Raw genomic sequence first — 24,236 nt, 5'->3', positions numbered from 1 at the left:
AGGGGCGCGGCTTCGATGACAGGAAGCAGTATCGATGTCCTTCTTTTCTCGCTGGCTTAAATTCAACTCGCAAGACATGGCTATCGACCTGGGCACCGCTAACACGGTGGTCTATGTGCGCGGCAAGGGCATCGTGCTGAACGAACCCTCGGTCGTCGCGGTCGAGACGCTGAACGGGATCAAGCGGGTGAAGGCGGTCGGCGACGACGCGAAGCTGATGATGGGCAAGACCCCCGACAGCATCGAAGCGATCCGCCCGCTGCGCGACGGCGTCATCGCCGACATCGACGTCGCCGAACAGATGATCAAACACTTCATCACCAAGGTGCACGGCGGCAAGCCCAACGCGTTCCGCAGCCCCGAAATCGTGATCTGCGTCCCCTCGGGCTCGACCAGCGTCGAACGCCGCGCGATCCGCGACGCCGCGTCGAACGCCGGCGCGAGCGAAGTGTGGCTTATCGAGGAACCGATGGCCGCTGCGATCGGCGCCGACATGCCGGTGACCGAGCCGATCGGATCGATGGTCGTCGACATCGGCGGCGGCACCACCGAAGTCGCGGTGCTCAGCTTGCGCGGTCTCGCCTACACCACCTCGGTCCGCGCCGGCGGCGACAAGATGGACGAAGCGATCGTCTCCTACGTCCGCCGCCACCATAATCTGCTGATCGGGGAATCGACCGCCGAGCGGATCAAGAAGGATTTCGGCATCGCGCGCATCCCCGCCGACGGCACCGGCCTGACGATCCACATCAAGGGCCGCGACCTCGTCAACGGCGTGCCCAAGGAAATCTCGATCAACCAGGCGCAGATCGCCGAGGCCTTGTCCGAGCCGATCGGCACGATCGTCGAGGGCGTGCGCATCGCGCTCGAGAACACCGCGCCGGAACTCGCCGCCGACATCGTCGACCAAGGCATCGTGCTCACCGGTGGTGGCGCGCTGATCGCCGAACTCGACGAACTGCTGCGCGACGCGACCGGCCTGCCCGTCACCGTCGCCGAAGACCCGCTGACCTGCGTCGCGATCGGCACCGGCCGCGCGATGGAAGACCCCGCTTTCCGCGGCGTGCTCCAGCAAGCCTGATCGGACGGTAGCGTTTAACCATGGTCCGCCCGGCACATCGACGTCCGGGGCAATCCCGAAAGGCCCAATATGGCCTGTTCGCTGCCTATGTCATCGCGGTGACGGGGGCGGTGGCGGGTCTGCTGTTGGCGATCCTCTCGGTCGTTGACCCCGTCGGCTTCGCCCAGCTGCGCGTGGCGAGCCAGGAAATCGCCGCACCGATCGCACGCGTGACGCGTTCGGTGACCGGATCGCTCTCGGGCATCGACGACAGTGTTGGCGCCTATGTCGGCGCGGGCACGCAAAACCGGCGGCTGCGCAAGGAACTCGCCGACACCCGCCGCCAACTCGTCGCGACCAGCTCGCTGCAGGAAGAGAACCGCCAATTGAAGGCCCTGCTCAAACTGCAGGAAACCGACAAGACCGCGCTCGCCAACGGCTATCTGCTCACCTCGACCTCGACGAGCGCCAAGCGTATCGCGCTGCTCAGCATCGGACGCAATCTCGGCGTCGCCGCGGGCCAACCGGTGCGCGGCGCCGACGGATTGATCGGCCGCATCCTGTCGAGCGGGCCGTCGGTGTCGCAGGTGCTTCTGCTTGCCGACGTCGACAATATCGTCCCCGTCCGGCGCGCACGCGACGGGCTGCCGGCGCTCGCCAGCGGCCGCGGCAACGGCGACCTCGACGTCCGCACGCTCAACATCGCGAATAACCCGTTCAAGCCGGGCGACATTCTCGTGACCTCGGGCACCGGCGGGCTTTATCCGCCGAACATCCCGGTCGCGATCGTCGTGCGGCGCCAGCACGACGGCGCGCTCGCGCGCCCGCTCGCCGATCCCGGAAAAGTCGATGCGGTGGCGGTGCTGCGCCCCTATACGCCCGACAATATCGAGGCCCAGGGCCGGCCCGCGCCCGCGCCCCTCCCCGCCCCCGCCAGCGCGCCATGAAACAGAAGGGGCCGCGCCTCGGCGAACCGGCATCGCTGTGGCGGATGCGCATCGTTCCGATAGCGAGCGTGATGTTCGCCTCGGCGCTGCCGCTGATGCTGCCGCTGATCGCCAACTCGCCGGTGCTGCCGCCGCTCGGCCTGCTCTTTTTCCTGTGCTGGCAGTTGCTGCGCTCCGAAATGTGGCCGGTGTGGATCGGCTTGCCGCTCGGCCTGTGGGACGATCTGTTCAGCGGCGCCCCGATCGGCACCGCGGTCGGGCTGTGGACGCTTGCCAGCATCGCGATCGCCTATTCGTCGCAGCGCATCTATTGGCGCGGCTTTCTGCACGATTGGGCGATCGCAGCGCTGCTGATCGCGATCATCCAGTCGCTCGCGGCGCTGATCACCCATCCGCAGGCGGACACCCGCCTGGTGCTTGGCCTCGTCGTGCCGCAAATCATCATCTCGGCGCTGCTCGTGCCGCTGTTCATGCGCCTGACCGGCAAGTTTGACAATTTCCGCCTGAAACGCCGATAAACTGGTTCCAATCCGCCAATGCCGAAGAAGAAGAGTCCGCCGATCACCGAAGCCTGGAGAGGCATAACCTTCACCCGCCGCGCCCTCGTCGTCGGCGGAGCGCAGGCGGCGGTCGGCGTCGCGCTCGCGGCGCGCATGACCTATATTTCGGTGATCGACAATGATCGCTATGTCCTCGAATCGGAAAGCAATCGCGTCAATCTGACGCTGGTGCCTCCGCGCCGCGGCTGGATCGTCGACCGCCATGGCACCGCGCTTGCGAACAATCGCGTTTCGCTCCGCATCGACCTCATTCCCGACCGCCTGCACAACAAGGAGATGGTGCTCGGGCAGCTCCAGACGCTGCTCCGGCTCGACGGCGACGCGATGGAGCGGATCAATCGCGACCTGAAGGCGGCATCGGGGTTCCAGCCGGTCGCGGTCAAGGAGGACATGACCGAGGCCGAATATAGCTCGATCCTCGTCCGCCTGCCCGAACTGCCCGGCATCGCGCCCCAGCGCGGCTTTGCGCGCAATTATCCGACCGGCGCCGCGGTCGGCCACCTGATCGGCTATGTCGGCGCCCCGAACGCCGAGGAATATCAGAAGGCCAAGGATCCGCTGTACATCACGCCCGGCTACAAGATCGGGAAGGACGGGCTGGAGAAATATTTCCAGGAGATGCTGAAAGGCAAACCCGGCGCGCGGCGCGTCGAGGTGACGGCGCGCGGCAAGGTTGTCCGCGACCTTTCCACCCAGCCCGACGTGCAGGGCAAGACCGTCCACCTGACGATCGACGCCGGCCTGCAGGAATATGTCGCGCGGCGCATGGGGCGCGAATCGGGCGCGGCGGTCGTCATCGACTGTCACAACGGCGACATCCTCGCCTTTGTGTCGATGCCGAGCTTCGACCCGAACAGCTTTTCCGACGGCATCAGTACCAGCGAATATGCGTGGCTGCGCGCCGACGATCACCAGCCGCTGATCAACAAGGCGACCCGCGGCCTCTATCCGCCCGGATCAACGCTGAAACCGATGGCCGCGATCGCCGCGGTCGAACATGGTGTCGACCCGAGCGAGCGTCACACCTGCATCGGCGGTTATCGCCTCGGCAACCGCTTCTTCCGCTGCCTCGGCACCCATGGCAGCCTCGACATGCCGTCGGCGATCATGAAAAGCTGCAACAGCTATTTCTACTGGCTCGCGCACCGGCTCGGCTATGATGCCATGGCGCCCACCGCCCGGCTGCTCGGGCTCGGCGAGGAGTTCCGGCTCGCGGGCAGCAACCAGCGTTATGGCACCATCCCCGACAGCGCGTGGAAGATGCGGAAATACGACCAGCAATGGTCGGCGTCGGACTCGCTCAACGCGGTCATCGGGCAGGGCTATGTCAGCGTCAATCCGCTCCAGCTCGCGGTGATGGCGGCGCGGATCGCATCGGGACGCAGCCTCTATCCGCGACTCATCAACCGCGACTTCGGAAACGAACCGCTGCCCTTCTCGCCCGAAGCCCTTGCCGTCGCGCGGCAGGGCATGGACCTCGTCGTCAATGGCGCGGGCACCGCGGTGCGCAGCCGCCTGCCGCTCGACGGCATCACCATGGCGGGCAAGACGGGCACGGCGCAGGTGCGCGGGCTCCGCACCGGCAACGGTCAAAGCGGAACCTGGAAATTTCGCGATCATGGGCTGTTCGTCGGCTTCGCGCCGGTCGACAATCCGCGCTACGCCACCGGGATCGTCATCGAGCATGGCATGGGCGGCAGCCGCGCCGCGGCGCCCGTCGCCCGGGATTTCATGACCTATCTGTTCGACCGCGAAAAGGGAATGGAGGCGCTCGAAACGCTTGAGGCCGGCTGGGGCGGGCCGATCAAGGATCGCATGGACCGCGACTATGCCGCGTGGAAATCGGGCGCGTCGAGCGATCCCGAGCCCGGAGTGCCACAATGATCCCCGTCCCGCCCGCGATCCAGCGCATCCCGTGGAAACTGATCGCCATCCTCGGCGGGATCACCGGTTTCGGTCTGCTCGTCCTTTATTCGGCGGCGGGGGGCAACTGGTCGCCCTGGGCGTGGCAACAGGGCGTGCGCTTCCTCGCCTGCCTCGGAATCGCGCTGGTGATCGGACGCTTCCCGATCCGCATCTTCGAGGATTTCTCCTATCTCGCCTATATCGGCGTGCTCGTCCTGCTCATCGCGGTCGAGCTGTTGGGCTTCGTCGGCGGGGGTAGCCAGCGATGGCTCAACCTTGGCATCATCAACCTACAGCCATCCGAATTGATGAAGGTCGCGATCGTCGTCGCCCTCGCTCGTTTCTACGCCCAGTTGCCGCCCGGAAACACGCGCACCATCACCGCGCTCTGGCCCGCGCTAGTGATGATCGGGCTGCCCGCCGCGCTCGTCATGCTGCAACCCGATCTCGGCACCGCGCTCGCCATCTCGATCGGCGGAGTGGTGGTGATGTTCGTCGCGGGCCTCCCCTTCTGGTGGTTCGGCAGCACCGCTGCCGCGGGCGTCGCCGCGCTGCCCATCCTCTTCTCCTTCCTCCACGATTATCAGCAGAAACGCGTGTTGATCTTCCTCGACCCCGAAAGCGATCCCTTGGGCGCCGGCTATCACATCAGCCAGTCGAAGATCGCGATCGGGTCGGGCGGCATCGGCGGCAAGGGTTTCCTCAACGGATCGCAAAGCCACCTCGACTATCTGCCCGAGGGGCACACCGACTTCATCTTCGCCACCATGGCGGAGGAATGGGGGCTGATCGGCGGGCTGGCGCTCCTGTTCGGCTTTTTCCTGCTGCTGCGCTGGTCGACACGCGTGGCGCTGAGGGCGCGGACGCGCTTCGGCCAGCTGACCGCCGCGGGCCTGACGATGACGATCTTCTTCTATATCGCGATCAACCTGATGATGGTGATGGGGCTCGCGCCCGTCGTCGGCATTCCGTTGCCGCTCTTTTCCTATGGCGGCTCGTCGATGCTGACGATCATGACCTGCGTCGGCATCATCCTCGCGATCGAAAACGACAGCAAGAAAGGCAGCCGCCGCCTTCATTGATAAAAAATTTCGGCATGGGCATTGCCAAGGGTCCGGCACCATGATAGCGGGCCGCTCTCTTCACGACGCAGAGGGCTTTTCCTCCGCTTCGTGAACGCCGGAAACCGGCAGTGGACGCATAGCTCAGTTGGTAGAGCAGCTGACTCTTAATCAGCGGGTCCTAGGTTCGAGCCCTAGTGCGTCCACCATTTCTTTCAGTGACTTAGAGATAAAATTGGACCGCCGCCAATGCGCGGGGTCCCATTGGGGTATCAGACCCTATTAAGGGCATTCACTGTCGCAACCGGGCATGATCGCTTGAAAAGCACTCATCGCCCCGTGAGGAATGGCGGTAGTCAGGGGTGCTGCAGGACCGAAGATTTTGACACCCTTGCCAACGATGTGGCTATGGTCGCAGTCACTAGCGGAGGGGGCGGCATTGAAAAATTACTATCGGGTCATGCTTGGGAAAAAGAGCGTTCACGCGCAGGCGTGCTTTGAAGGCGGCTTCACAGGAACGCATTTCGACATTCATGAAGACCTGTCCGGCAAGCTGCCCGACACGTGGCGCCCCTTCAACGCGGCCTATGTGCCTATTTATCTCGAAATCCACCCCGATAAGAGCAAGGTAGCCGCTGGTTTGGCGTGCGGAGCTATCTGGACCGTATCGAAGGGGTTGCGACCGGGCGATGTCATCCTCTCCCCCGATGGGGCCGGCCGCTATCGTGTGGGCGAGATTGAAGGGGAATATTGGTACGCGGAAGGCCAAATCCTGCCTCATCGCCGCAATGTCCGCTGGCACGACATCTACATCGACCGGTCGGCGATGAGCGGTTCGCTGAAGAACTCTACCGGTTCGATCGGGACTGTCTCGAACATCTCCGGACACGCGCAGGAGATTGAGGCTTTGATTGGCGGATTGCCTGCACCCGCCATAGCGCCGGTCATGACGAGCGAGGGGCTTGTCGAGGACCCTGTGGCTTTCGGCATGGAAAAACATCTGGAGGATTTCCTCGTCGCCAACTGGACTCAAACCGAGCTGGGCCGCGACTTCGACATTTTCACCGATGAGGGTGAGATTGTCGGTCAGCAATATCCGACAGATACGGGCGCGCTGGACATTCTGGCGATAAGCAAAGATCGCAAGCGCCTGCTCGTCGTGGAACTGAAGAAGGGCCGCGCAAGCGATGCCGTCGTGGGTCAAATCCTCCGCTACATGGGCTATGTGCAGGATGAACTAGCGGAAGATGGGCAAACCGTCGAAGGTGCGGTCATCGCGCTGGATGACGATCACCGAATCCGCCGAGCACTGGCGATGGTGCCGAGCGTCAGTTTCTTCCGCTACAAAGTGTCTTTCCAGCTATTGCGAGCGTGATTAGTTCGCGTCTGCCACCAACTATCCCTCAAAAAATTAGCCGCGCCTTGCCTCACGGTCGCGGACGCTCAACTGCAAGCGTAAGATTTCAGAAGGAAGTCCAGTCCCATATTATCTGCAATCTGATCATGCGGTATGAGCGCGTAGCGCCAAGGCTTGAGCAGCCACCAGGAATTTCGTCCATCGTCGACGACTTTTTGCGGATTGGCCACAGGCCCTGCCGGCACGCTCTTAAATCGCACGTCCCGATCTCGGATCGGCCTTCAGGAAAGCCCCGCCGCTTTATGCTGCGGAGCTTTACCTTTTCCATATCGTCGAATGTCCATGCGCGGAACTATCCTGAGCGTCACGCGGTAACAATGCATGGGCTTTCTTTCTCCCGACCTCCTCTGGCCGATCCTCGGGGCGACGCTGGCCGGTGCTGTCATAGGCGCCGAACGCGAATATCGCGCAAGCCCGGCCGGATTTCGCACCCATATTCTTGTCGCGCTGTCGTGCTGCCTGTTGATGCTGTCGGCGGTTCACCAGATGGCATGGCTCAACGACGCGCCGGTCGAAGTGATCCGTATCGATCCCGTTCGCATGGCTCACGGCATCCTGACCGGTATCGGCTTCCTGTGCGGCGGCGTCATTTTCCGGGAGGGGTTCAATGTTCGCGGGCTGACGACCGCCGCCTCGCTCTGGACGACATCGACACTCGGCATGCTGTTCGGGATCGGCTTCTACGAACTCGCGATCTTCGGTGCCGGCGCCACACTGACCGTTCTTGCCGCGGTGTCGCTTACCGAACGCTATGCGCCGCAACGTCGAATTGCCCATGTGCGCGCCACCTACCGGCGCGACGCGGCCATAAGCCTCAGCGCATTCGGCGCGCTGCTCGCAAGCAAGGGCCTGAAATATATTACGATCGACCAAGTCCTCGATGGCGACAAACGCAGCTTCAACGCCATCGTCGGGGGCTATAACGAAACCCGCGCGGAAGCTCTTGCGAGCGTCTGGACCGCCGACGAAGATATCGCGGGGTTCGAGATCAGGCCGCAGCAGGCCTAGAGCGCCGTTCGCCATCCTGCGCATCGGTCCATGGCGTGAACCTGACCATGGCCAGCTCAAACAGGTCCGACGCTATCAAGGTAGCCAGCCATTTGCGTACAGGCTGCGGCGCGTTCGCATCGAACCATTCGGCATCGACCCCGGCGAACTGCCGAACAAACGGGAACAGGGCTATGTCGTCAAATCCCCGGCCCGCGCCGTCAATATAGTCCTGTTCCGCCAGCCGGCGATCGAGCTCGGCAAGTATCGCCAGTCCCTCAGCCCGATGAACCAGCGGATCGGTGTCATATCGCACCGCATATTTATAGCGGTCGAGATGATGTTTGAACGCAGTGTCGAACGTCGCCAGCAAGGATGCGTCGGCGCCGGGCAGCCACTGCTCGGGGTCGTTATGCATCAAGGCCCAGCGCATGATATCGAGGCTCTCATCGATCACGACCCCGTCGGCGAGCACGAGCACCGGCACCGTGCCCTTCGGGGACGCCGCGAGCATCGCGGCCGGTTTGTCTCGCAGCACCACTTCGCGATGTGCATAAGCCATCCCGCTCACCAGCAAGGCCATCCGCGCGCGCATCGCGTAAGGACAGCGACGAAAGCTGTACAGGACAGGAATTTCCAACATCGCAGGGCATGTAGCCTATCAAGCCCGCTCAGCCAAAAAGGCGCTCGCAATTCTGCCAAATGAGCCGCCGCGAACGGTCAGCGCCTGGCCGACATGATCCGCACGATCACGTCCTCGTCGCGAAGCCACCGCCAGCGCGCTTCGACGAAGCTGTGGACCCCAAACAAGAACAGGCCGGCGGCAACGAGCAGATAAAGGGCCGGGTTTTCGGTGAGCGCCGAGAGGGCATCGCCGAGCCCCTTGACTTCGCCGGCGGCGCCGAACCAGCCCGCCCGCACAAGCGAGACGCCGATCACAGCGAACACGACGGCGCGCGCCGTAAGCCCGGCGCGGCCTACGGGGACCGCCCATGCGGGTGCCGCCGGGTCGAGATCCCTGGCGAATTCGGTCGCCCAGGCCTTGATCGCCTGTTGCGCAGCCGCCAGAAAGCTGGCGCCGATGAGCCCGAGCAGCACATCGCCGAGCGGCATGTCGAGCAGCATCGAACGCGATCCAGTTCCATCCGCGCGCTCACCCGGCGTTCGGGGCCGGGGTCGTCGGCGGCCAGCCACAGCACTTCCATCTCGGTCATGCTGTCGATCCGCACGATCCGTTCACGGCGGATGCGGTCGAGCAGCATCGTCCGCGCGGTGGTGAAGAAATAGCTTCGCCCACTCCGGATATGCGCGACCGAATCGAGCTTCGCGATTTTGACGTAGGCGTCCTGCACGATGTCGCTGATTTCATCTTCCGCGACCGCCACGCCGCAAGCGCGCGACGGGTCGACTTCGTGCGGAACGATATTGCTCCCCACCCAGGTAACGATCTCGCGGCGGCTCTGCCTCAACGTGTCGGGCCCCGATGCTCCAAAAAAACTCGCTGGGACAGTAAGACGATCGGCGAGCATTTTTTCCAACGAGTCACGAAAAACTTTTTCCGATCTATGCTCCAAGCGACCTGAACCCGAGGCCCCCGCCCATGGGAAATGGCCGGTTACGGAACGTATGGTCATGGGGAAAAATCGTGTGAGGCGGGCCTCGCGCTATTTCGAACAATAGTGGCTAGACTCTCGTTGGCGGATGCAGGTTAACGGCCGGTCGTCATCAATCTGTCATTGCGGCAATCTCTGGAGGCGCGGTCGACCGTGCCCGATTCGGCGCGCGGCCACCAAGGAGCATGGCCGCTTCGAAATGCGCGAGAATGGCGATATCATAGGCTGGATTGCCCGGGAAATTATCCCGCACGAGGGTGCTATCCGCAAATGGCTGGCACGCCGCTGGAGCCATGTCATCGACGTCGAAGACGTGATCCAGGACGCCTATTGCCGCATCGCCAACCTCGCCTCCGTCGACCATATCGATAATCCGGGGGGCTATTTCCATCGAACCGCAAGCGCAGTCGTCACGGACCACATGCGACGTGCGGGGATAATTAATTTCACTTCGATGACCCAAATCGAATGGTCGAACGTCATCGATGGTGAACCCTTGCCCGATCGCAATCTGGAAACGCGGCAGGAATTTGAGCGAGTGACCGGACTGCTTGCGATGCTGTCCGACACCTGCAGGAAGGTGATCGAATTGCGGCGTATCGAGGGATTATCGCGAAAGGAGACCGCCGAGCGCCTCGGGGTGAGCGAGAATGACGTGAAGAACCATCTCGTTCGCGGGCTGCAGAAAATCACGGGGGCGATGGCCGAACAGGATGCGCGATCGAGCGGCGATGCGCCGGCGACCGTCGAAACGAAGGACGAAGCGATTGGCAAGCGCCGACCCTATTAGCGCGATCGACGAGCAGGCGGCGGTGTGGGCGGTCGAGACGGCGCATGGCGAGATGACACCCCAAAGCCGGGCGGATCTCGAGGCCTGGCTTTCGGCCGATACGCGGCATCGCGGCGCCTATATCCGCGCCCGCGCCTGGTTGCGTGCCGCCGAGGATGCCGTGATCGCGACGCATCGGGCGCCCGCTGCCTCCGTCGCGACCGCCAGCTTGCGCGCCTCCGACAATGACAATGACGGGATCGCGCCCGGTGCATTGCACAGGCTCGCCTCGCGCTGGAGCGGGCGCGCGGTGGCCGGCGGCGCCGCTGTTGCGATGTCGCTGGCATTGCTCGTCGCGGTCGGCGTGCCGGTGCCGGGGCTCGTCACCCCCACCGAAACGATCGCGAGCGTCAAGGTCGTCACCCTCAAGGACGGGTCGGTGGCGACGCTCGGCCGCGACGCGCAGATCCAGGTGTCGCTGTCCGAGGGTATCCGGAAGATTACCTTGCTGAGCGGCGAAGCGACCTTCGAGGTGGCGAAGGACAAGAGCCGTCCCTTTGTCGTGCGTTCAGGCGACGTCTATGCGCAGGCGACGGGGACCGTCTATTCGGTGCGCCGGATCGGCCTCACCGGCGGCGGCGTGCGGGTCAGCGAAGGGAGCGTGCTCGTATGGCCGCGCGATGAGCGTGATCAGGCCGTCCTCCTCCACGCGGGCGGCACGGTGACGCTTGACCCGGGCCCGATGACAACGACGACCGAGGCACCACGATCAGCGTCGCACCGCTTGCCACCTCCCGAACTCGCGCAGATTTCGCTCGACAATGTACCGGTCCGCTCCGCCGTGGCGCGCTTCAACCGGGTCAACTCGACCAAGATCATCTTGGCCGACCCGGCGATCGGGGACATCGAGATCATCGGACTCTATCGCGCCAACGATCCCGAGCATTTCGCGGAAGCCGTTGCGGCAATATCAGGCGCCCATATCGAACGGTCTGGATCAAATATCGTAATAAAAATGAAGTAAAATTTCCTCCCAATATTAATATAAATCCATTCTGATCCAAATATGAATTTCCCCCGTCGATAGGTTCGAGAGCATCGAACAAGGGGTTTTCTGAAATGCGTTCTTATTACATTCGTTCGGCCGCCTCGGCGACGGCGGTCGCGACCGCGATGATCCTTCCCGCGGCCGCTCAGGCACAGGTCCGCAGCTTTGACGTCCCGACCCAATCCGCATCAAATGGAATTCGCGAGTTCGCGCGTCAGGCCGGTATTCAGGTCACGCTGGCCGGCCGCGATGGCGACGGCCGTACGACCAACGCGGTCCGCGGCAGCTTTGAAATACGCGACGGGCTGGCGCGGCTTCTGGCCGACACCGGCCTGACAGTCCGGTCCTTCGACGGGAAGGTCGCCATTCTTGCAGCGAGTGCGGCCGATGTCGCGGATGCGGACGAAACCATCACGGTAACCGGGTCGCGCATCGCCCGCCCCGAACTGGAATCGGCGATGCCCATCGGCATCGTCAGCATGGAAGCGGGCCGGAAGGCCGGCAACACCACCGTTTATGAAACCGTCCTGCGCGACGTCGCGGTCGGCCCCGGTAACGGGCCCTACAACAGCGCACCCGAGGGACAATATGACGGCGGCATGGCGACCATCGAGCTCCGCAATATGGGAGTCAGCCGGTCGTTGACGCTGATCGACGGCCGCCGCCGCGTCTCGGGCGCCGCCTCTTCGTCGGCGGTCGATATCAACATGATCCCGTCGGGCATGGTGGAACGCATCGAGATCGTCACGGGCGGCGCCGCCGCCATCTATGGCGCCGACGCCGTGACGGGCGCCGCCAATATCATCACCCGGAAAAACATCGACGGGCTGGAGATGTCGGCAACGACGGGGTTCACCCAGGACGGCGGCGGAAGCAAATCGCAGCTGTCGTTCGTCGCCGGAACCCGATTTTCAGACGACCGCGGGTCGATCATGATCGGCGGGACCTGGATGAAGAACAACCCGATCTATTTCCACCAGCGTTACTCCAGAAACACGAATATCAGCTACCAGGCGAATCCGGAAAATACGGGCCCCGACGACGGCATTCCGGACCGCGTCATCCGCTACAATATGACGAACATGTATCTGCAGCCCAACGCGAACATCTATGTGGGCGGCGACACCTATTTGCTGGCGCCCGATGGCTCGGCCTATGTCGGCCAATATGCCAACGGCTGCATCTCGGGCTGCGGCACTTCGCGCGACGGCGGCGACGGCGGGTTTCCGCAGAGCCAATATTGGAGCGACTTCCTGATCGCGCCGATCGAAAATTACGCCTTCATCGGACGGTTCGACTATGCGCTGACCGACGGGGTGAACTATGAGTTCCGCGTCGATTATGGCCGGTCGCGCTACGATGCCTATCGCCGCCCCTATCGCGATGACGATCGCCTGACCTGGCTCAACGGCGCTGGCGGCGCGACCGCGCGGCTCGACAATCCCTATCTGCCCGATTCCTTCCGTCAGATCATGCTCGCCAACGATCTGACATCGACCGCCGTCCGCCGGAGCTATGAAAATTTCGGTCAGATGACCGACTATAGCGATCGTCAGAGCCTGACCGTCAGCACCGGTTTCAACGGTGAACTGGCGGACCGGTTCAAATGGGAGGTTTTCGGCCAATATGGCCGCAGCACCAACGACATCCACGCCGACAACGTGCCGATCGCGTCGCGGCTGATCGCCGCGCGCGACGTGATTTCGGACCCCGTTTCCGGCGCACCGGTCTGCCGCGATGCGACCGCGCGGGCCAACGGCTGCGTTCCGTTCAATATCTTCAGCGAGGCACCGCTGACCGCCGAGCAGCGCGGGTGGATGATGGCGACGCGCCGCAAGCACCGCGAACAGACACAAAAGATCTTCGGCGCGAGCATCACCGGCAGCCCCCTTGCGCTGCCCGCCGGCGAGGTGCAGGCCGTGCTCGGCGTCGAACATCGCCGGGAAGCCATCCACAATGTCGACGACAATGGCGCCGCGCCGCCCGAAAGAGAGCTGTCGCACCTTGGAGCCTGGGCGCCGTATGAGCCGGAACTTCGCGCCTCGAACCATGTGTCGGAAGTTTACGGCGAACTGGTGATCCCCGTTCTGCGCGACCTTCCCTTCATCCACAAGCTGACGGTCGAGGGCGCCGTCCGTTATTCGGACTATAGCGACTTTGAATCGACCACGACCTGGAAAGCCGGCGCAACATGGATGCCCTTCTCCGAACTGACGCTCCGCGCGGTCCGCTCGCGAAGCGTTCGCGTGCCCAACTTCGGAGAGCGTTATTCGGCGCGCGCCGTCCAGGAAATCGGCGTGCGCGATGCCTGTCTCGAGACAAGCTATCAGGCGAATCCGACGCGCAAGGCGAATTGCGCCGCGCTGATGCAACAACTCGGCATTCCGACCCCCTATCTGCCCAGCGAAATCGGTACTGGCTATGTGATTACCGGCGGCAGCATGGACGTGACACCGGAAACCTCGAACAGCCTCACCGCGGGGCTCGTCTGGCAGCCGGGTTTCCTTTCAGGGTTCGACCTGACGGTCGATTACTGGAACATCAAGATCGGCAACATGATCGCCGCGATCGGCCGGCAGGACGTCCTCAACCTGTGTATGGACCTGCCCTCGATCGACAATCAGTTCTGCGATCGCATCACGCGCGATTCCCGCGGCTATGCCGAGGGCGTCGACACAAGCTACATGAACGTGTCCGAATCCGAGGCGGAGGGCATCGATGTCGGCGCGAATTATCGGACCGATGTTGGCCCGGGCCGCCTCGCGGTCGCGGTGCGCGCCAGCTATCTCATCAAGTTCGAGACGACGACCCTGCCCGGCGTCGAAACAAGCCGGATCATCTACGACGGCGGCTATCAAAATCCGCGTGTGCGCGCCAACATGTTCGCAAGCTATAGCATCGGCGACTGGGAGATCGGGCTCAACACGCGGCTCTGGGGCAGCGCGGTCAACTACACCAATGTCTCGGACGAAGCCTATGAGCGGAACAAGCTGCCCGCGAAGGTCTACAATGACTTGAACGTCGGCTGGAACCTCAACGAAAATGCGACGCTGCGCGTCGGCATCAACAATCTGTTCGATGTCCGGCCATCCTATCGCCCGCGCACCTATTATCAGGGCGGCGGCGGCGTTTACGACGTCTATGGCCGCTACTTCTTCAGCAGCGTCAACTTCACATTCTGAGGAGCGAGGCGATGATCAAATCTCTCCATTTGCGGCGCGGCGCCCTACTCTTCGTAGCGGCCATGTTGCTTCCATCCTCATTCTCTTTCGCGAAGGACCCGCCAACTGCTGAAAGCACTTCGATGCGACGGCCCATTGCCGTGATCGCTCACCGCGGCGGGGCTCTGCTTCGCCCGGAAAACACCATGCCGGCCTTCCGCCACGCAGCCGAAATCGGCACCGAATATCTGGAATTCGACATGGAGATGACGGCCGATGACCGGATCGCCGTCTACCATGACGCGTTGATCAATCCCGACTTTTGCAATCAAGACGACGGGTCACCCGCGCCGGCCCAACCGGTACGCAAGCTCGACCTCGCGGCGATACAAAAGCTCGATTGCGGTGCGGGCGTACGGCCGCAATATGCCGGCCGCCGCCATGTCGCCGTGCCGGGCGCCCGCGTGCCCGAGCTCGGCGAGGTGCTGCATGCCTTCAAAGGCAGCGAAGCGCTCTTTTTTGCCGAGACGAAGATACCCAAGGATGCCGATATCGACCCGGTCGAATTCGCGCGGCTCGTCGAAACGGCGGTACGCGAGAACGGGCTCGAGGACCGGCTTATCCTGCAATCCTTCGATTTCCGCACGATCGACGCCTTGCACGAGATCAATCCGCGCATCCGCACCTGCCTGCTCGGCGTGCCGCGGCAGACGCGCGACTATCTCGCGACGCTTCGCCGGCATAAGTCGACGTGCATCGTGCTCGGCCTCGACGAAGTCGATCGGGCCGAAACAGCACGGTTGCAAGACGCCGGCATTCTGGTCTTCTCGGGCGTCGCCGACCGCGAAGAGGAGTGGCACCGATATGCCGAGCTCGGCGTCGATGCGCTCTTCACCAACGATCCCGAAGGCGCGATCGCATATTTGGAGCGATCCGGATTGCGCAACTAAGCTTCCCCGGCGACGCCGCTGTCATGCTGCGGCGCCGCTCCTTTCCTTCCACCACGAAAGGCACCGCAAACATGGCCTTCGCAAAGACCCTCGATCGCCGCAATCTTATCAAGGCTGCAGGGAGCCTTGCCGTGCTGGCGGGCTTCTCCCGCGCGCCGCTGTTCGCCCGGCCGCTCGGCGCCAATCCCTTCACCCTCGGGGTCGCGTCGGGCGATCCGTGGCCCGATGGCTTCGTGATCTGGACGCGCCTTGCGCCGAGGCCGTTCGACGAACATGCCGGCATGCCCGCGGCACGCGTACCGGTGCGCTGGGAGGTCGCCGAAGATGCGGCCTGCACCCGCATCGTGCAGAGCGGCGAAACGCTCGCGATGCCCGAACTCGGACACTCGGTCCACGTCGAGGTCGCGGGGCTCCAGCCGCATCGTCCTTATTGGTATCGCTTCGCGGTCGCCGGCTCGGATGTCAGTCCGATCGGCACCGCGCGCACCGCCCCGGCAAGCGATGCGATCGTCGACCGCGTCCGGATCGGCGTGGCAGGATGCCAGCATTACGAGGTGGGCCATTATGACGCCTGGGCCCATCTCGCGAACGAACCCGATCTCGATCTCATTTTCCACTATGGCGACTATATCTACGAAGGCGGAACGACGCCGCTGGGGCCGCAGGCCAGCGGCGTGCCGATCATCCGCCAGCATATCGGCGGCGAAATCTACAGCATCGAGGATTATCGGCGCCGCTACGCCCAATATAAGAGCGACCCGGCTTTGCAGGCGGCGCACGCGGCTTGCGCCTTCGCCTGCTCGTTCGACGATCACGAGGTCGACAATAATTGGGCGGGCGACTTCGATCAGGATGGCACCAGCCCGGAGATATTCGCCTTGCGGCGCTACGCGGCGCTGCAGGCGTGGTACGAGAATATGCCCGTTCGCAAGGCCCTGTTCCCTGCTCACGGCGGGCTCACTGCGTATCGCCGGCTCGATTATGGCCGATTGCTGCGCACGCATGTGCTCGATACGCGCACCAACCGCTCCGACCAGGTTTGCAACGACGGAAAGATCCGGCCTTGCCCGCCCGAGCTTCTCCAGTCGCCCGAAGTCCTCGGACGCACACAGGAAGCCTGGCTCGACGAAGGGCTCGGAAACGAGGCCATCTGGAACCTGATCGCGCAGCAGATTATCGTCATGCCGGTCGATTTCCGCGCCGACGACGCCGCCGAAGCGCGCTTCGCGACCGACCTTTGGGATGGCTATCGTCCGGCCCGCGAGCGCCTGATCGAGTCCATCCGTCGGCATGGGCTGACCAATGTCGTGATCGCAACGGGCGATCATCACAAGCATCTCGTCGGCTCGGTGCCCGAAGACGACGATCGACCCGACGGCCCGAAAGTCGCGGTCGAATTCCAGGCGGCCTCGATCAGCTCGAACGGCAACGGGAAAGGCGAAGCCGGGCTTGAGCAGATGATGCGAAACAATCCGCACTTCGACCTCTACACCGACCGCCGCGGCTATCAGTTGTTCGAGATAACGCCCAAGGAATGGCGAACCGACGTCAGGGTCATGGATCAGGTGGAAAGGCCGGACGGCAGGATCAGCACGCTTGCCCGATATGCGGTTGCGCCAGGCGCTCCAATCCTGAACCGAGAATAGAGAAATGAACTGCTTCGTCTCTGTTGGACCGATAGCGGACGGCCAGCTTTAGGCAGATAATTTGGCGAAAGCCGCCGTTCTTTCTAGCCCCGCTGCGACCGCGGTATCGAATGCCCATTTACCAGGCCTCGCGATCGGCTATCGTGATCGCATGTTGTCCGACCGCCCGCTTAAAATAAAGATCCAGATATTATGCGGCGACGAGATCGCGATGGGGCCAGGAAAGGCCGACCTGCTGGACGCCATCAGAGACCATGGCTCGATTTCGGCCGCGGGCCGCGCGCTCGGGATGAGCTATCGGCGAACCTGGCTGCTCGTCGATGCGATGAATCGCTGCTGGACCGAGAGGCTCGTCGATACCGTTCCGGGCGGCGGCCAGGCCCGCGGCGCGACGGTGACCCGCACCGGCGAAACGATATTATCGGCCTACCGCGCGATGCAAGCCGCGGCAGACGAAGCGGCGTCGCCCATCATGGCAAGAGATATTGAGAGGCTATTGTTGCCGGCCCCGCGCCCAAGCGAGGCCGGCGCGCTTTCATAGGCGTTTGCCGCAAGCCCGATCAGGCCTTGCGAGCGTCGGATCCGCTATGAAATGCGGATCGGTCTGCGCGCCAAGGAAGGCAATAAGCGCCTTCATGTCGGTTTGCGACAGGGTGACCGGATGGCGGCCAATCGCATCCTCCAGCGTTCGCGCGCTACCATCGTGCCACCAGGGCCCGGTCAATTCCACGTTGCGGAGCGATGGCGTCCGGAACCGCCCTTCATCCTCGGGCAGACGTGTGTGCTCGCCAAGTCCGACGTCGGCACCCGTCGCGGCTTCAAGTCGGTGATAATCGAGGTCGGTCAGGTTCGGACCACTGTGGCAGGAAACGCATCCCCTTGTCCGAAAGACGCGCGCGCCTTCGCGGCCAAGCGCGGACAAGGCCTTCGTCTCGCCTCGGCGAAACCGGTCGTACGGGCTGCGATAGGATATGATCGTGCGCTGAAAGGCGCCGAGTGCGGCCGTCACGCTCGCAACGTCGATCCGTCCGCCGCGTTCGGGAAAAGCCTTGGCGAACATCCTCCGGTAGCAGGCCTCGGCTCCGAGACGCCGTTCGAACTCGGCCTCCCTGCCCTTCATTCCCATTTCGACGGGATGCTCTCCCATCAGAGGAATGAGCGCCTGAGCCTCGAGCGAGGTTGCGGCGGGGTCGGCGAAGGTCAGCCGACCGAACCAGCCTATATTGGCAAGACCGGGAACGTTCCGCCGACCGGCACCGCCATGGACCCCGGGCCGCGTCGCATTGCCATCGGCGAAGGCGCGCTTCTGCTCATGGCAGCCGGCGCATGCCAGCGTCCCGTCCGCCGAGAGATCGGCATCATAAAAAAGCCGCCGCCCGAGTTCGACCTTGGCCGCGCTCATCGGGTTGTCCGACGGAACGGCAGGCGGTGGAACGCCCTCGGGCAAACGCCATGTCCAGGATGGCCCGGTCGCCGCCAGCAGCAACAGGGTGGCCGCGATTTGCAGCAGCCTCACGGCAGGCGAGCGACCATCAACGTCATTGTTTCCGAGCCGTTCGCCGCGACCTGCAAGGCGTAGGTGCCGGGTGCGAGACGATAGTCGACCATCTTGCGAATGCCCGTGCATGGAGGGCCGCGCCCATGCGCAACCGAGGTCGACGCCTTTCCGTCCTTGACGACATCGACCCAAGCGCCGGTGCTCAGCGCGACGCGCCACAGACCCTCCTCGGCGACCGAGAAGCGCAGGACGCCGCCGTAGCTCACCGTGCCGCCCGGCTTCTCCGGGCGAACGGGATAACGAACCTGCGGCGTCGGCAGCAAAGTCAACACCGCCGAACCACCGGGCGTCAGCTCCGCACGGCGCGCCGCGCCGAAGTTCCCGGCCGCCTTGAGCGCCCCGGGATCAGACCAGCCCGCCAACGGTGCCGGAAGCTCTCCGGGCGTTTCGCACTCAGGCGTATCGGTCTGCGCCGTCGACACATCTGCGGTAACAAACAGCGGCAAAGCCGCAACCCCTAGCAAGATTCTGAGCAACTCCGGCTTTCCTTTGATCGAAACAACTATATACGGCGAGATATAGCGAATCGCTCAGACAAAAAAGAGGGAAACCCATGCGCACCGTCATCGCTCTCCTGCTCGCTGCAGGCTCTTTCGCCGCGCCTGCGGTCCAGGCGCAGGACGCGGCGCCGCAGGCCGACGACGATCGTTTCGCGCTGGGCCAGATCGTCGTGACCGCCCCGCGCAGCGAGGGGATCGGGATCGATGGCGAAACATTGTCGGCCGACGCGATCTACAAGTTCAACCGCACCGCGCTCGACGATGCCGTCAATTTGATGCCGGGCGTGGTCGCCGGCAACAGCGGCGGCACACGCAACGAGCGCATCGTCTTCGTCCGCGGTTTCGACCGTTTCCAGGTGCCGCTCTCGATCGACGGTATCCGCGTCTATCTGCCCGCCGACAACCGGCTCGACTATGGCCGCTTCCTCACCACCGACATCGCCGAGGTGCAGGTCGCGAAGGGCTATGCGTCGGTGCTCGACGGCCCCGGCGCAATGGGCGGCGCGATCAACCTCGTCACCCGCCGCCCGACGAAGGCGCTCGACATCGACGTCCGCGGCACGGTCAATTTCGACCGCGACGCGGGCTACGCAGGCTATTCGACCTCGGCCCTGATCGGCACGCGGCAGGACAGATGGTATGCGCAGGCAAGCTATGCCCGCAGTTTCACCGACCATTGGGACCTCCCGGACAGTTTCACGGCTATAGTTCCCGCCCTCGAGGATGGCGGCGAACGCGATTTTTCCCGCACGCGCGACTGGCGGGTAAACCTCAAGCTCGGCTACGCGCCCAATGACACCGACGAATATGCGATCAGCTACACCAAGCAGGCCGGCGCGAAGAATGCGCCGCTGCATGTCAGCGATACGGTATCGGCGCGGCGTTTCTGGAACTGGCCGAAGTGGGACATCGACAGCGTCTATTTCCTCTCGACCACCGCGCTTGGCGACCGCGCGACGCTGAAGACGCGCGCCTATTACAACCAGTTCGACTCGATGCTGCGCTCGTTCAACGACCGCACGCAGACGACGCAAAGCCGCCCCTTCGCTTTCGACAGCCCCTATTTCGACAAGGCGTGGGGCGGGTCGGCGCAGCTCGATTTCCGGATGAGCGATGCCCACACGCTCCGCCTCGCTTTCCACTATCGTCACGACAAGCATGTCGAGGCGCAAACGAGCTTCTCGGCAGCCGGCGTTCCTTCGACCGAGCCGCCGCAGACACAGACCGAAAACACTTTCTCGATCGCGCTCGAGAATGAGCTCGCCCTGTCGCCCACGCTGCGCTTCACGCTGGGCGGGAGCTTCGACTGGCGCGACCTCAAGCGCGCCGAAGAGTTCAGATCGCCGCTCGGAACCACCGCGCCGGCCATCCTCTATCAATATCCGCGCCGCGATGCCGACACCTGGAACGTGCAGGGGCGCTTCGACTGGACGGCAAGCGACGCGCTTACGCTACACGCCAGCCTGTCGTCGCGGGCGCGTTTCCCGACGATTTTCGAACGCTTCAGCCAGCGCTTCAACACCGCGATCCCCAACCCCGCGCTCGCACCCGAGCGCGCGACCAATGCCGAGATCGGCGGCAGCTTCGCGACCGGCGCGATCCGGCTCGATGGCGCGCTCTTCCATAGCTGGATCGAAGATGCCATCTTCGGTGTGCCGACGCCCGCCTATCCCTGCACGGCGTCGACAACGCCGCCTGCAACGCCGACGCCGGGCTGCGCCCTCAGGAACCTCACCCAGAGCCAGAATGTCGGAAGCGGCGACTATTACGGCGCCGAAGCATCGCTTACGGTGACGCTCGCGCCGGACCTCGACCTCGGCGCGAACTACACGATCATCAAGCGCGACCTGACCTACGCCGCCAACCCCGGGTTCCGCCCAACGGGCGTGCCGACGCACAAAGGACTGATCCATGCGGACTGGGCGCCGTTTGAAGGTCTGCACATCCAGCCGAGCCTCGAACTTGCATCGAGCCGATGGACATTGTTCACGGCAACGCCTGCGGGCCAGCCCGCGCGCTACTATCGCACAGGTTCATACACCAATGCGTCACTGCGGATCAGCTATGCGGTCACCGACGAAATCGAGTTCGGCGTCGGCGCCCGCAATCTGTTCGACGAGGGCTATAGCCTGACCGACGGCTTCCCCGAGCCGGGCCGGTCGCTGTACGTCACGCTCCGGGCCCGATACTAGCCGCTTACTGCAATCGGCGACGGGCATCGTGTGGCTGCTGCCCTGCAGCCGTCGGGCGCACTCTTCATTGCTCCGCGTGGAGCGCCGGCCGGCGAGGTGCTATAATCGGCTAATGGAGGTTGCCATGGAACTCAGTGCACGCAATCGGATGCGCGGAACCGTCGTTTCGGTGACGCAGGGCGCAGTCAACGCAACCGTCAAGATCGATATCGGCGGCGGCCATGTCATAACCTCGGGCATTACCAACGAGGCGGTTACCGACCTGGACCTTTCAGATGGCGATGCCGTAACAGTGATCATCAAATCGACAGACGTTATCATCGGAAAGTAGCCAAAAACGCTCTGCGAGCGATCCGCAGGCTATTTATTGCCGATCAGCCGGTCGCGGCCGTTTGCGGACGGACAGCTTTTGGGAAGGAGGTTAAAGTTAGCGGACGTTACGCCATCAGCCAGTATTTGCAGGAGTTACGGAGAAGTCTTCTTGTCAATTTTTTTTGTCACCGTGAGTGCTGCGAAATCCGACTTGATACCAAGCCCCTTCGGTCAGGAAGGTAGGAAGAGTTCGCGATTGCGTTTTCTGATCTTCGCGGCAAAACACATCGGAACGCTTGGAATCTGAATGGTTTCACCTGTATAGACGGGTAATGGATCTTGTGCCTCGATCGAACTCGAATCGCGCCCGGCGGTCTGCCGACGGCGCTTCCCCGGATACCCCACCGCGTTACGCAGCGATCAAGCAAAGCATCCATGATGCCATCCGCGATGGCCGTCTGAAACCGGGCGACAGGGTGCCATCGGAAGCCGATCTGGTTGGCCAGTTCGATGTCTCGCGCATGACGGCGAACCGGGCACTGCGCGAGCTGCAATCCGCAGGTATCATCGTCCGCCGCGCAGGCAGCGGCTCGTTTATCGCCGAGCCGAAACCGATCGGACATATGATCGAGATTCGAAACATCGCCGAGGAAATTCGCGGACGCGGTCACGACTACCGGGCGAGAGTCATTCAGAATTTCGAGGAGAAGGCCAGCGCCGAAACCGCTGCGCTGCTGGAGGTGCCGGTGGGCACGAAAATCTTCCATTCGATCATCGTCCACCACGAGGCCGAGTTCCCGATCCAGCTCGAGGAGCGGTTCGTGCTTGCGTCCGTCGCGCCGGACTATGGCACACTCGATTTCACGCAGTTGACGCCCAACGAATATTTGACACGCACGGCGCCGCTCGAACGGGTCGAGCACCGTGTCTGCGCGACGATGCCCGACGCGCGCACGCGCGGCATGCTCGGCCTCGATGAGGGGGAACCGGTGCTGCGCATGACGCGCCGCACCTGGAGCCGCGGGCGGCTGGTGTCGCATGCCTGGCTTTCCCATCCCGGCACGCGCTTCGAGCTGTCAGCCGCTTTCTCGGTCGACGATTGACGCTTCAGACGGCGCTTCGCGAGACAACGGGCTTACGGCGACGTCGCAGCCAGCGGAAATCGGCCCGACTGAAGCTCTTGAAGAGTAGATAGAAACCTGTCCCCGAGAGCCATAGCGCGCCGAAGGCGACGAAGATGATCAGCGGGTGGTTGAAGCTCTTGCGGTTCACATAATCCATATTGTGGAGCATCCAGAAAAAATCCCAGGTGCGCCAGGTATCGCCGCGCATAACGAGGAAGCGCGCGGTATCGAGCGAAACATAGGCGCTGCTGTTTTCGGCGTCGGCAAAATCGACACGCCACATGCCGCCTTCAAAATCGCGCGCCTCGAGATTCGCCTTGGCGAGCATGCTGACCTTGCGGATCGGAGCATCGTTCATCATCGCCGCGACGTCGCGGGCCACAGCCCCATCGACACGAATATCCTCGCCCGTCGTCGCATCGACGAGGCGCGTGCCCTTCGCACTCCGCACCTCATAGACGGGCCGCGCGCCGAGATCGCGCAGCACGACCCCCGTCACCGGCTCACCGCGCGGCAGCGCCGCAACGTCGAAATATTCACCCGGCGGCAACGGGTGCGCATGAGACATGCCGCCGCCGTGCCCGCCAACCTTGTCCTTATCGAGCAGCGCCATCACCGAACCGCTTAAGGCCCAGAGCAGGAACTGCAGCCCGAGAATAAGGCCGACCCATTTGTGGATGCGCCGGAAGAAGAGCGGCGTCAGCCGGATGCGTTTCATGCCTTCTTTCCCTTGCGTCGCTTGAAAGACCAGATCAGTAGCCACGCACCGCTCAGCGCCATGGCGAAAGCACTCCAGGTCGCAACGCGTAGCAGCGGGTTGTTGACGTCGGTGCGCTCGTCATAATCCATGATGTGCAGCATCCACGCGAAGTCGAAGACCCGCCACAGGGCATGCCGCCGCGAAATCAGCTCCCCCGTCTGCGGCGACAGATAGAGCGTCGGCCGGTTCCAGCCTTCGAACTCGACCTGCCAATAGGGCGGCTTGCGCGCCTGCATCTCCTGCGGCGCGTTGGTGAGCAGCCGCGCCGAAACGATCCGGCCGTCGCCGGTATAGATGCGCCGCGCTTGGTCCCGCACCTGGGACTCGGTGAGTACAGGCAGCAGCGCACCCGAGCGGGCATCGAACAGCCTTGGTCCTGCGGGCGTCTCCCCGCGCCAGACCGGGCGATCGAGGAAGTGCTGAAGCCGGATTTCCGACACCCCCGGCGCGGCCGCGACGACCTCTGACGGCGCCGCAAGGCGGCCGAGGTCGAAGGGCCGGGCGGCCGGGGACCGCACCAGATCGTCGCCGTGGATGATGTCGATATGCACCGCCACCATGTAAAAGCCGGTCAGCGTCCACAACAAGGCCTGGACCCCGACGACCAGTGCCAGCCATTTATGCGTCCGGCGCACGACCAGCGGCCAACGGATTGCCATGTCCAAA

The 24,236-nt window shown here is 63.5% G+C and carries 22 protein-coding genes and 1 tRNA gene; 17 read left to right on the top strand and 6 right to left on the bottom strand.

Going from position 1 to position 24,236, the window contains the following annotated elements:
• The first annotated feature begins 34 nt into the window (after window positions 1-34).
• From VFG17_RS21170 to VFG17_RS21135, 8 genes are all read left to right on the top strand, one after another.
• Window positions 35-1,081 (top strand): rod shape-determining protein, encoded by a 1,047-nt coding sequence (locus VFG17_RS21170; RefSeq protein ID WP_037557053.1) that lies wholly within the window; start codon window positions 35-37, stop codon window positions 1,079-1,081.
• A 20-nt stretch (window positions 1,082-1,101) separates the two neighbouring features.
• Entirely contained in the window at window positions 1,102-2,007 is a 906-nt protein-coding gene (mreC, locus tag VFG17_RS21165; RefSeq protein ID WP_325031339.1) for a rod shape-determining protein MreC, read from the top strand.
• The gene (locus VFG17_RS21160) at window positions 2,004-2,525 is read left to right on the top strand and encodes a rod shape-determining protein MreD (RefSeq protein WP_325031338.1); all 522 of its coding nucleotides are present in this window, start codon (window positions 2,004-2,006) and stop codon (window positions 2,523-2,525) included. Before mreC ends, VFG17_RS21160 begins: the two co-directional genes overlap by 4 nt.
• An 18-nt stretch (window positions 2,526-2,543) precedes the next feature.
• The gene (gene mrdA / locus VFG17_RS21155; RefSeq protein ID WP_325031337.1) at window positions 2,544-4,451 is read left to right on the top strand and encodes a penicillin-binding protein 2; all 1,908 of its coding nucleotides are present in this window, start codon (window positions 2,544-2,546) and stop codon (window positions 4,449-4,451) included.
• Window positions 4,448-5,554 (top strand): rod shape-determining protein RodA, encoded by a 1,107-nt coding sequence (gene rodA / locus VFG17_RS21150; protein WP_325031336.1) that lies wholly within the window; start codon window positions 4,448-4,450, stop codon window positions 5,552-5,554. The genes mrdA and rodA overlap by 4 nt, the downstream gene beginning before the upstream one ends.
• Window positions 5,555-5,666: 112 nt before the next feature.
• A tRNA-Lys gene (locus tag VFG17_RS21145) sits at window positions 5,667-5,742 on the top strand.
• Between the two features lie 230 nt (window positions 5,743-5,972).
• Window positions 5,973-6,908, top strand: coding sequence for an endonuclease NucS domain-containing protein (locus VFG17_RS21140; RefSeq protein ID WP_325031335.1), 936 nt, complete (start codon window positions 5,973-5,975; stop codon window positions 6,906-6,908).
• 363 nt (window positions 6,909-7,271) lie between these two features.
• Window positions 7,272-7,958, top strand: a complete 687-nt coding sequence (locus VFG17_RS21135; protein WP_325031334.1) for an MgtC/SapB family protein — start codon at window positions 7,272-7,274, stop codon at window positions 7,956-7,958.
• Here the strand turns inward: VFG17_RS21135 and VFG17_RS21130 are convergent.
• Together VFG17_RS21130 and VFG17_RS21125 are read right to left on the bottom strand one after the other, a co-directional pair.
• The gene (locus VFG17_RS21130; protein ID WP_325031333.1) at window positions 7,939-8,580 is read right to left on the bottom strand and encodes a glutathione S-transferase; all 642 of its coding nucleotides are present in this window, start codon (window positions 8,578-8,580) and stop codon (window positions 7,939-7,941) included. The two genes, VFG17_RS21135 and VFG17_RS21130, sit on opposite strands and share 20 nt — an antisense overlap.
• A gap of 77 nt (window positions 8,581-8,657) precedes the next feature.
• Window positions 8,658-9,062 (bottom strand): DUF1206 domain-containing protein, encoded by a 405-nt coding sequence (locus tag VFG17_RS21125; protein ID WP_325031332.1) that lies wholly within the window; start codon window positions 9,060-9,062, stop codon window positions 8,658-8,660.
• Between the two features lie 687 nt (window positions 9,063-9,749).
• On the opposite strand from VFG17_RS21125, the gene VFG17_RS21120 reads away from it, so the two are divergent.
• The 6 genes from VFG17_RS21120 (at window position 9,750) to VFG17_RS21095 (ending at window position 17,665) form a co-directional block, all read left to right on the top strand.
• Window positions 9,750-10,340: a sigma-70 family RNA polymerase sigma factor gene (locus VFG17_RS21120; RefSeq protein WP_325031331.1), complete on the top strand. Its 591-nt coding sequence runs from the start codon at window positions 9,750-9,752 to the stop codon at window positions 10,338-10,340.
• The gene (locus tag VFG17_RS21115; RefSeq protein ID WP_325031330.1) at window positions 10,318-11,343 is read left to right on the top strand and encodes a FecR family protein; all 1,026 of its coding nucleotides are present in this window, start codon (window positions 10,318-10,320) and stop codon (window positions 11,341-11,343) included. The genes VFG17_RS21120 and VFG17_RS21115 overlap by 23 nt, the downstream gene beginning before the upstream one ends.
• Before the next feature lie 95 nt (window positions 11,344-11,438).
• On the top strand, window positions 11,439-14,549 hold the full coding sequence (locus tag VFG17_RS21110) for a TonB-dependent receptor (protein ID WP_325031329.1): 3,111 nt from the start codon (window positions 11,439-11,441) through the stop codon (window positions 14,547-14,549).
• Window positions 14,550-14,578: 29 nt separating this feature from the next.
• On the top strand, window positions 14,579-15,478 hold the full coding sequence (locus tag VFG17_RS21105; RefSeq protein WP_325031328.1) for a glycerophosphodiester phosphodiesterase family protein: 900 nt from the start codon (window positions 14,579-14,581) through the stop codon (window positions 15,476-15,478).
• A gap of 71 nt (window positions 15,479-15,549) precedes the next feature.
• Entirely contained in the window at window positions 15,550-17,124 is a 1,575-nt protein-coding gene (locus VFG17_RS21100) for an alkaline phosphatase D family protein (protein ID WP_325031327.1), read from the top strand.
• A 151-nt stretch (window positions 17,125-17,275) separates the two neighbouring features.
• On the top strand, window positions 17,276-17,665 hold the full coding sequence (locus VFG17_RS21095; RefSeq protein ID WP_325031434.1) for a ModE family transcriptional regulator: 390 nt from the start codon (window positions 17,276-17,278) through the stop codon (window positions 17,663-17,665).
• Here VFG17_RS21095 and VFG17_RS21090 read toward each other — a convergent pair.
• Together VFG17_RS21090 and VFG17_RS21085 are read right to left on the bottom strand one after the other, a co-directional pair.
• On the bottom strand, window positions 17,660-18,526 hold the full coding sequence (locus tag VFG17_RS21090; protein ID WP_325031326.1) for a cytochrome-c peroxidase: 867 nt from the start codon (window positions 18,524-18,526) through the stop codon (window positions 17,660-17,662). The two genes, VFG17_RS21095 and VFG17_RS21090, sit on opposite strands and share 6 nt — an antisense overlap.
• A gap of 110 nt (window positions 18,527-18,636) precedes the next feature.
• Complete coding sequence (locus tag VFG17_RS21085) at window positions 18,637-19,128, bottom strand: hypothetical protein (protein ID WP_325031325.1); 492 nt, start codon at window positions 19,126-19,128, stop codon at window positions 18,637-18,639.
• Between the two features lie 107 nt (window positions 19,129-19,235).
• Here VFG17_RS21085 and VFG17_RS21080 point away from each other — a divergent pair, with 107 nt between their 5' ends.
• The 3 genes from VFG17_RS21080 to hutC all read left to right on the top strand — a co-directional run bounded on the left by VFG17_RS21080 (window position 19,236) and on the right by hutC (window position 22,789).
• Window positions 19,236-21,374: a TonB-dependent receptor gene (locus VFG17_RS21080; protein ID WP_325031324.1), complete on the top strand. Its 2,139-nt coding sequence runs from the start codon at window positions 19,236-19,238 to the stop codon at window positions 21,372-21,374.
• A gap of 124 nt (window positions 21,375-21,498) precedes the next feature.
• Window positions 21,499-21,705, top strand: a complete 207-nt coding sequence (locus VFG17_RS21075; RefSeq protein WP_325031323.1) for a TOBE domain-containing protein — start codon at window positions 21,499-21,501, stop codon at window positions 21,703-21,705.
• A gap of 313 nt (window positions 21,706-22,018) precedes the next feature.
• The gene (gene hutC, locus VFG17_RS21070) at window positions 22,019-22,789 is read left to right on the top strand and encodes a histidine utilization repressor (RefSeq protein WP_325031322.1); all 771 of its coding nucleotides are present in this window, start codon (window positions 22,019-22,021) and stop codon (window positions 22,787-22,789) included.
• A gap of 4 nt (window positions 22,790-22,793) precedes the next feature.
• On the opposite strand, the gene VFG17_RS21065 is transcribed toward hutC, so the two are convergent.
• On the bottom strand, window positions 22,794-23,528 hold the full coding sequence (locus VFG17_RS21065; protein WP_325031321.1) for a hypothetical protein: 735 nt from the start codon (window positions 23,526-23,528) through the stop codon (window positions 22,794-22,796).
• Window positions 23,525-24,229, bottom strand: a complete 705-nt coding sequence (locus VFG17_RS21060; protein WP_325031320.1) for a hypothetical protein — start codon at window positions 24,227-24,229, stop codon at window positions 23,525-23,527. The genes VFG17_RS21065 and VFG17_RS21060 overlap by 4 nt, the downstream gene beginning before the upstream one ends.
• Window positions 24,230-24,236: the final 7 nt, after the last annotated feature.

The sequence above is a fragment of the Sphingopyxis sp. genome (assembly GCF_035686825.1).
Classification (GTDB): Bacteria; Pseudomonadota; Alphaproteobacteria; order Sphingomonadales; family Sphingomonadaceae; genus Sphingopyxis.
The sequence above is the reverse complement of the archived record's forward strand: the minus strand, read 5'-3'. Positions and strand labels throughout refer to the sequence as shown.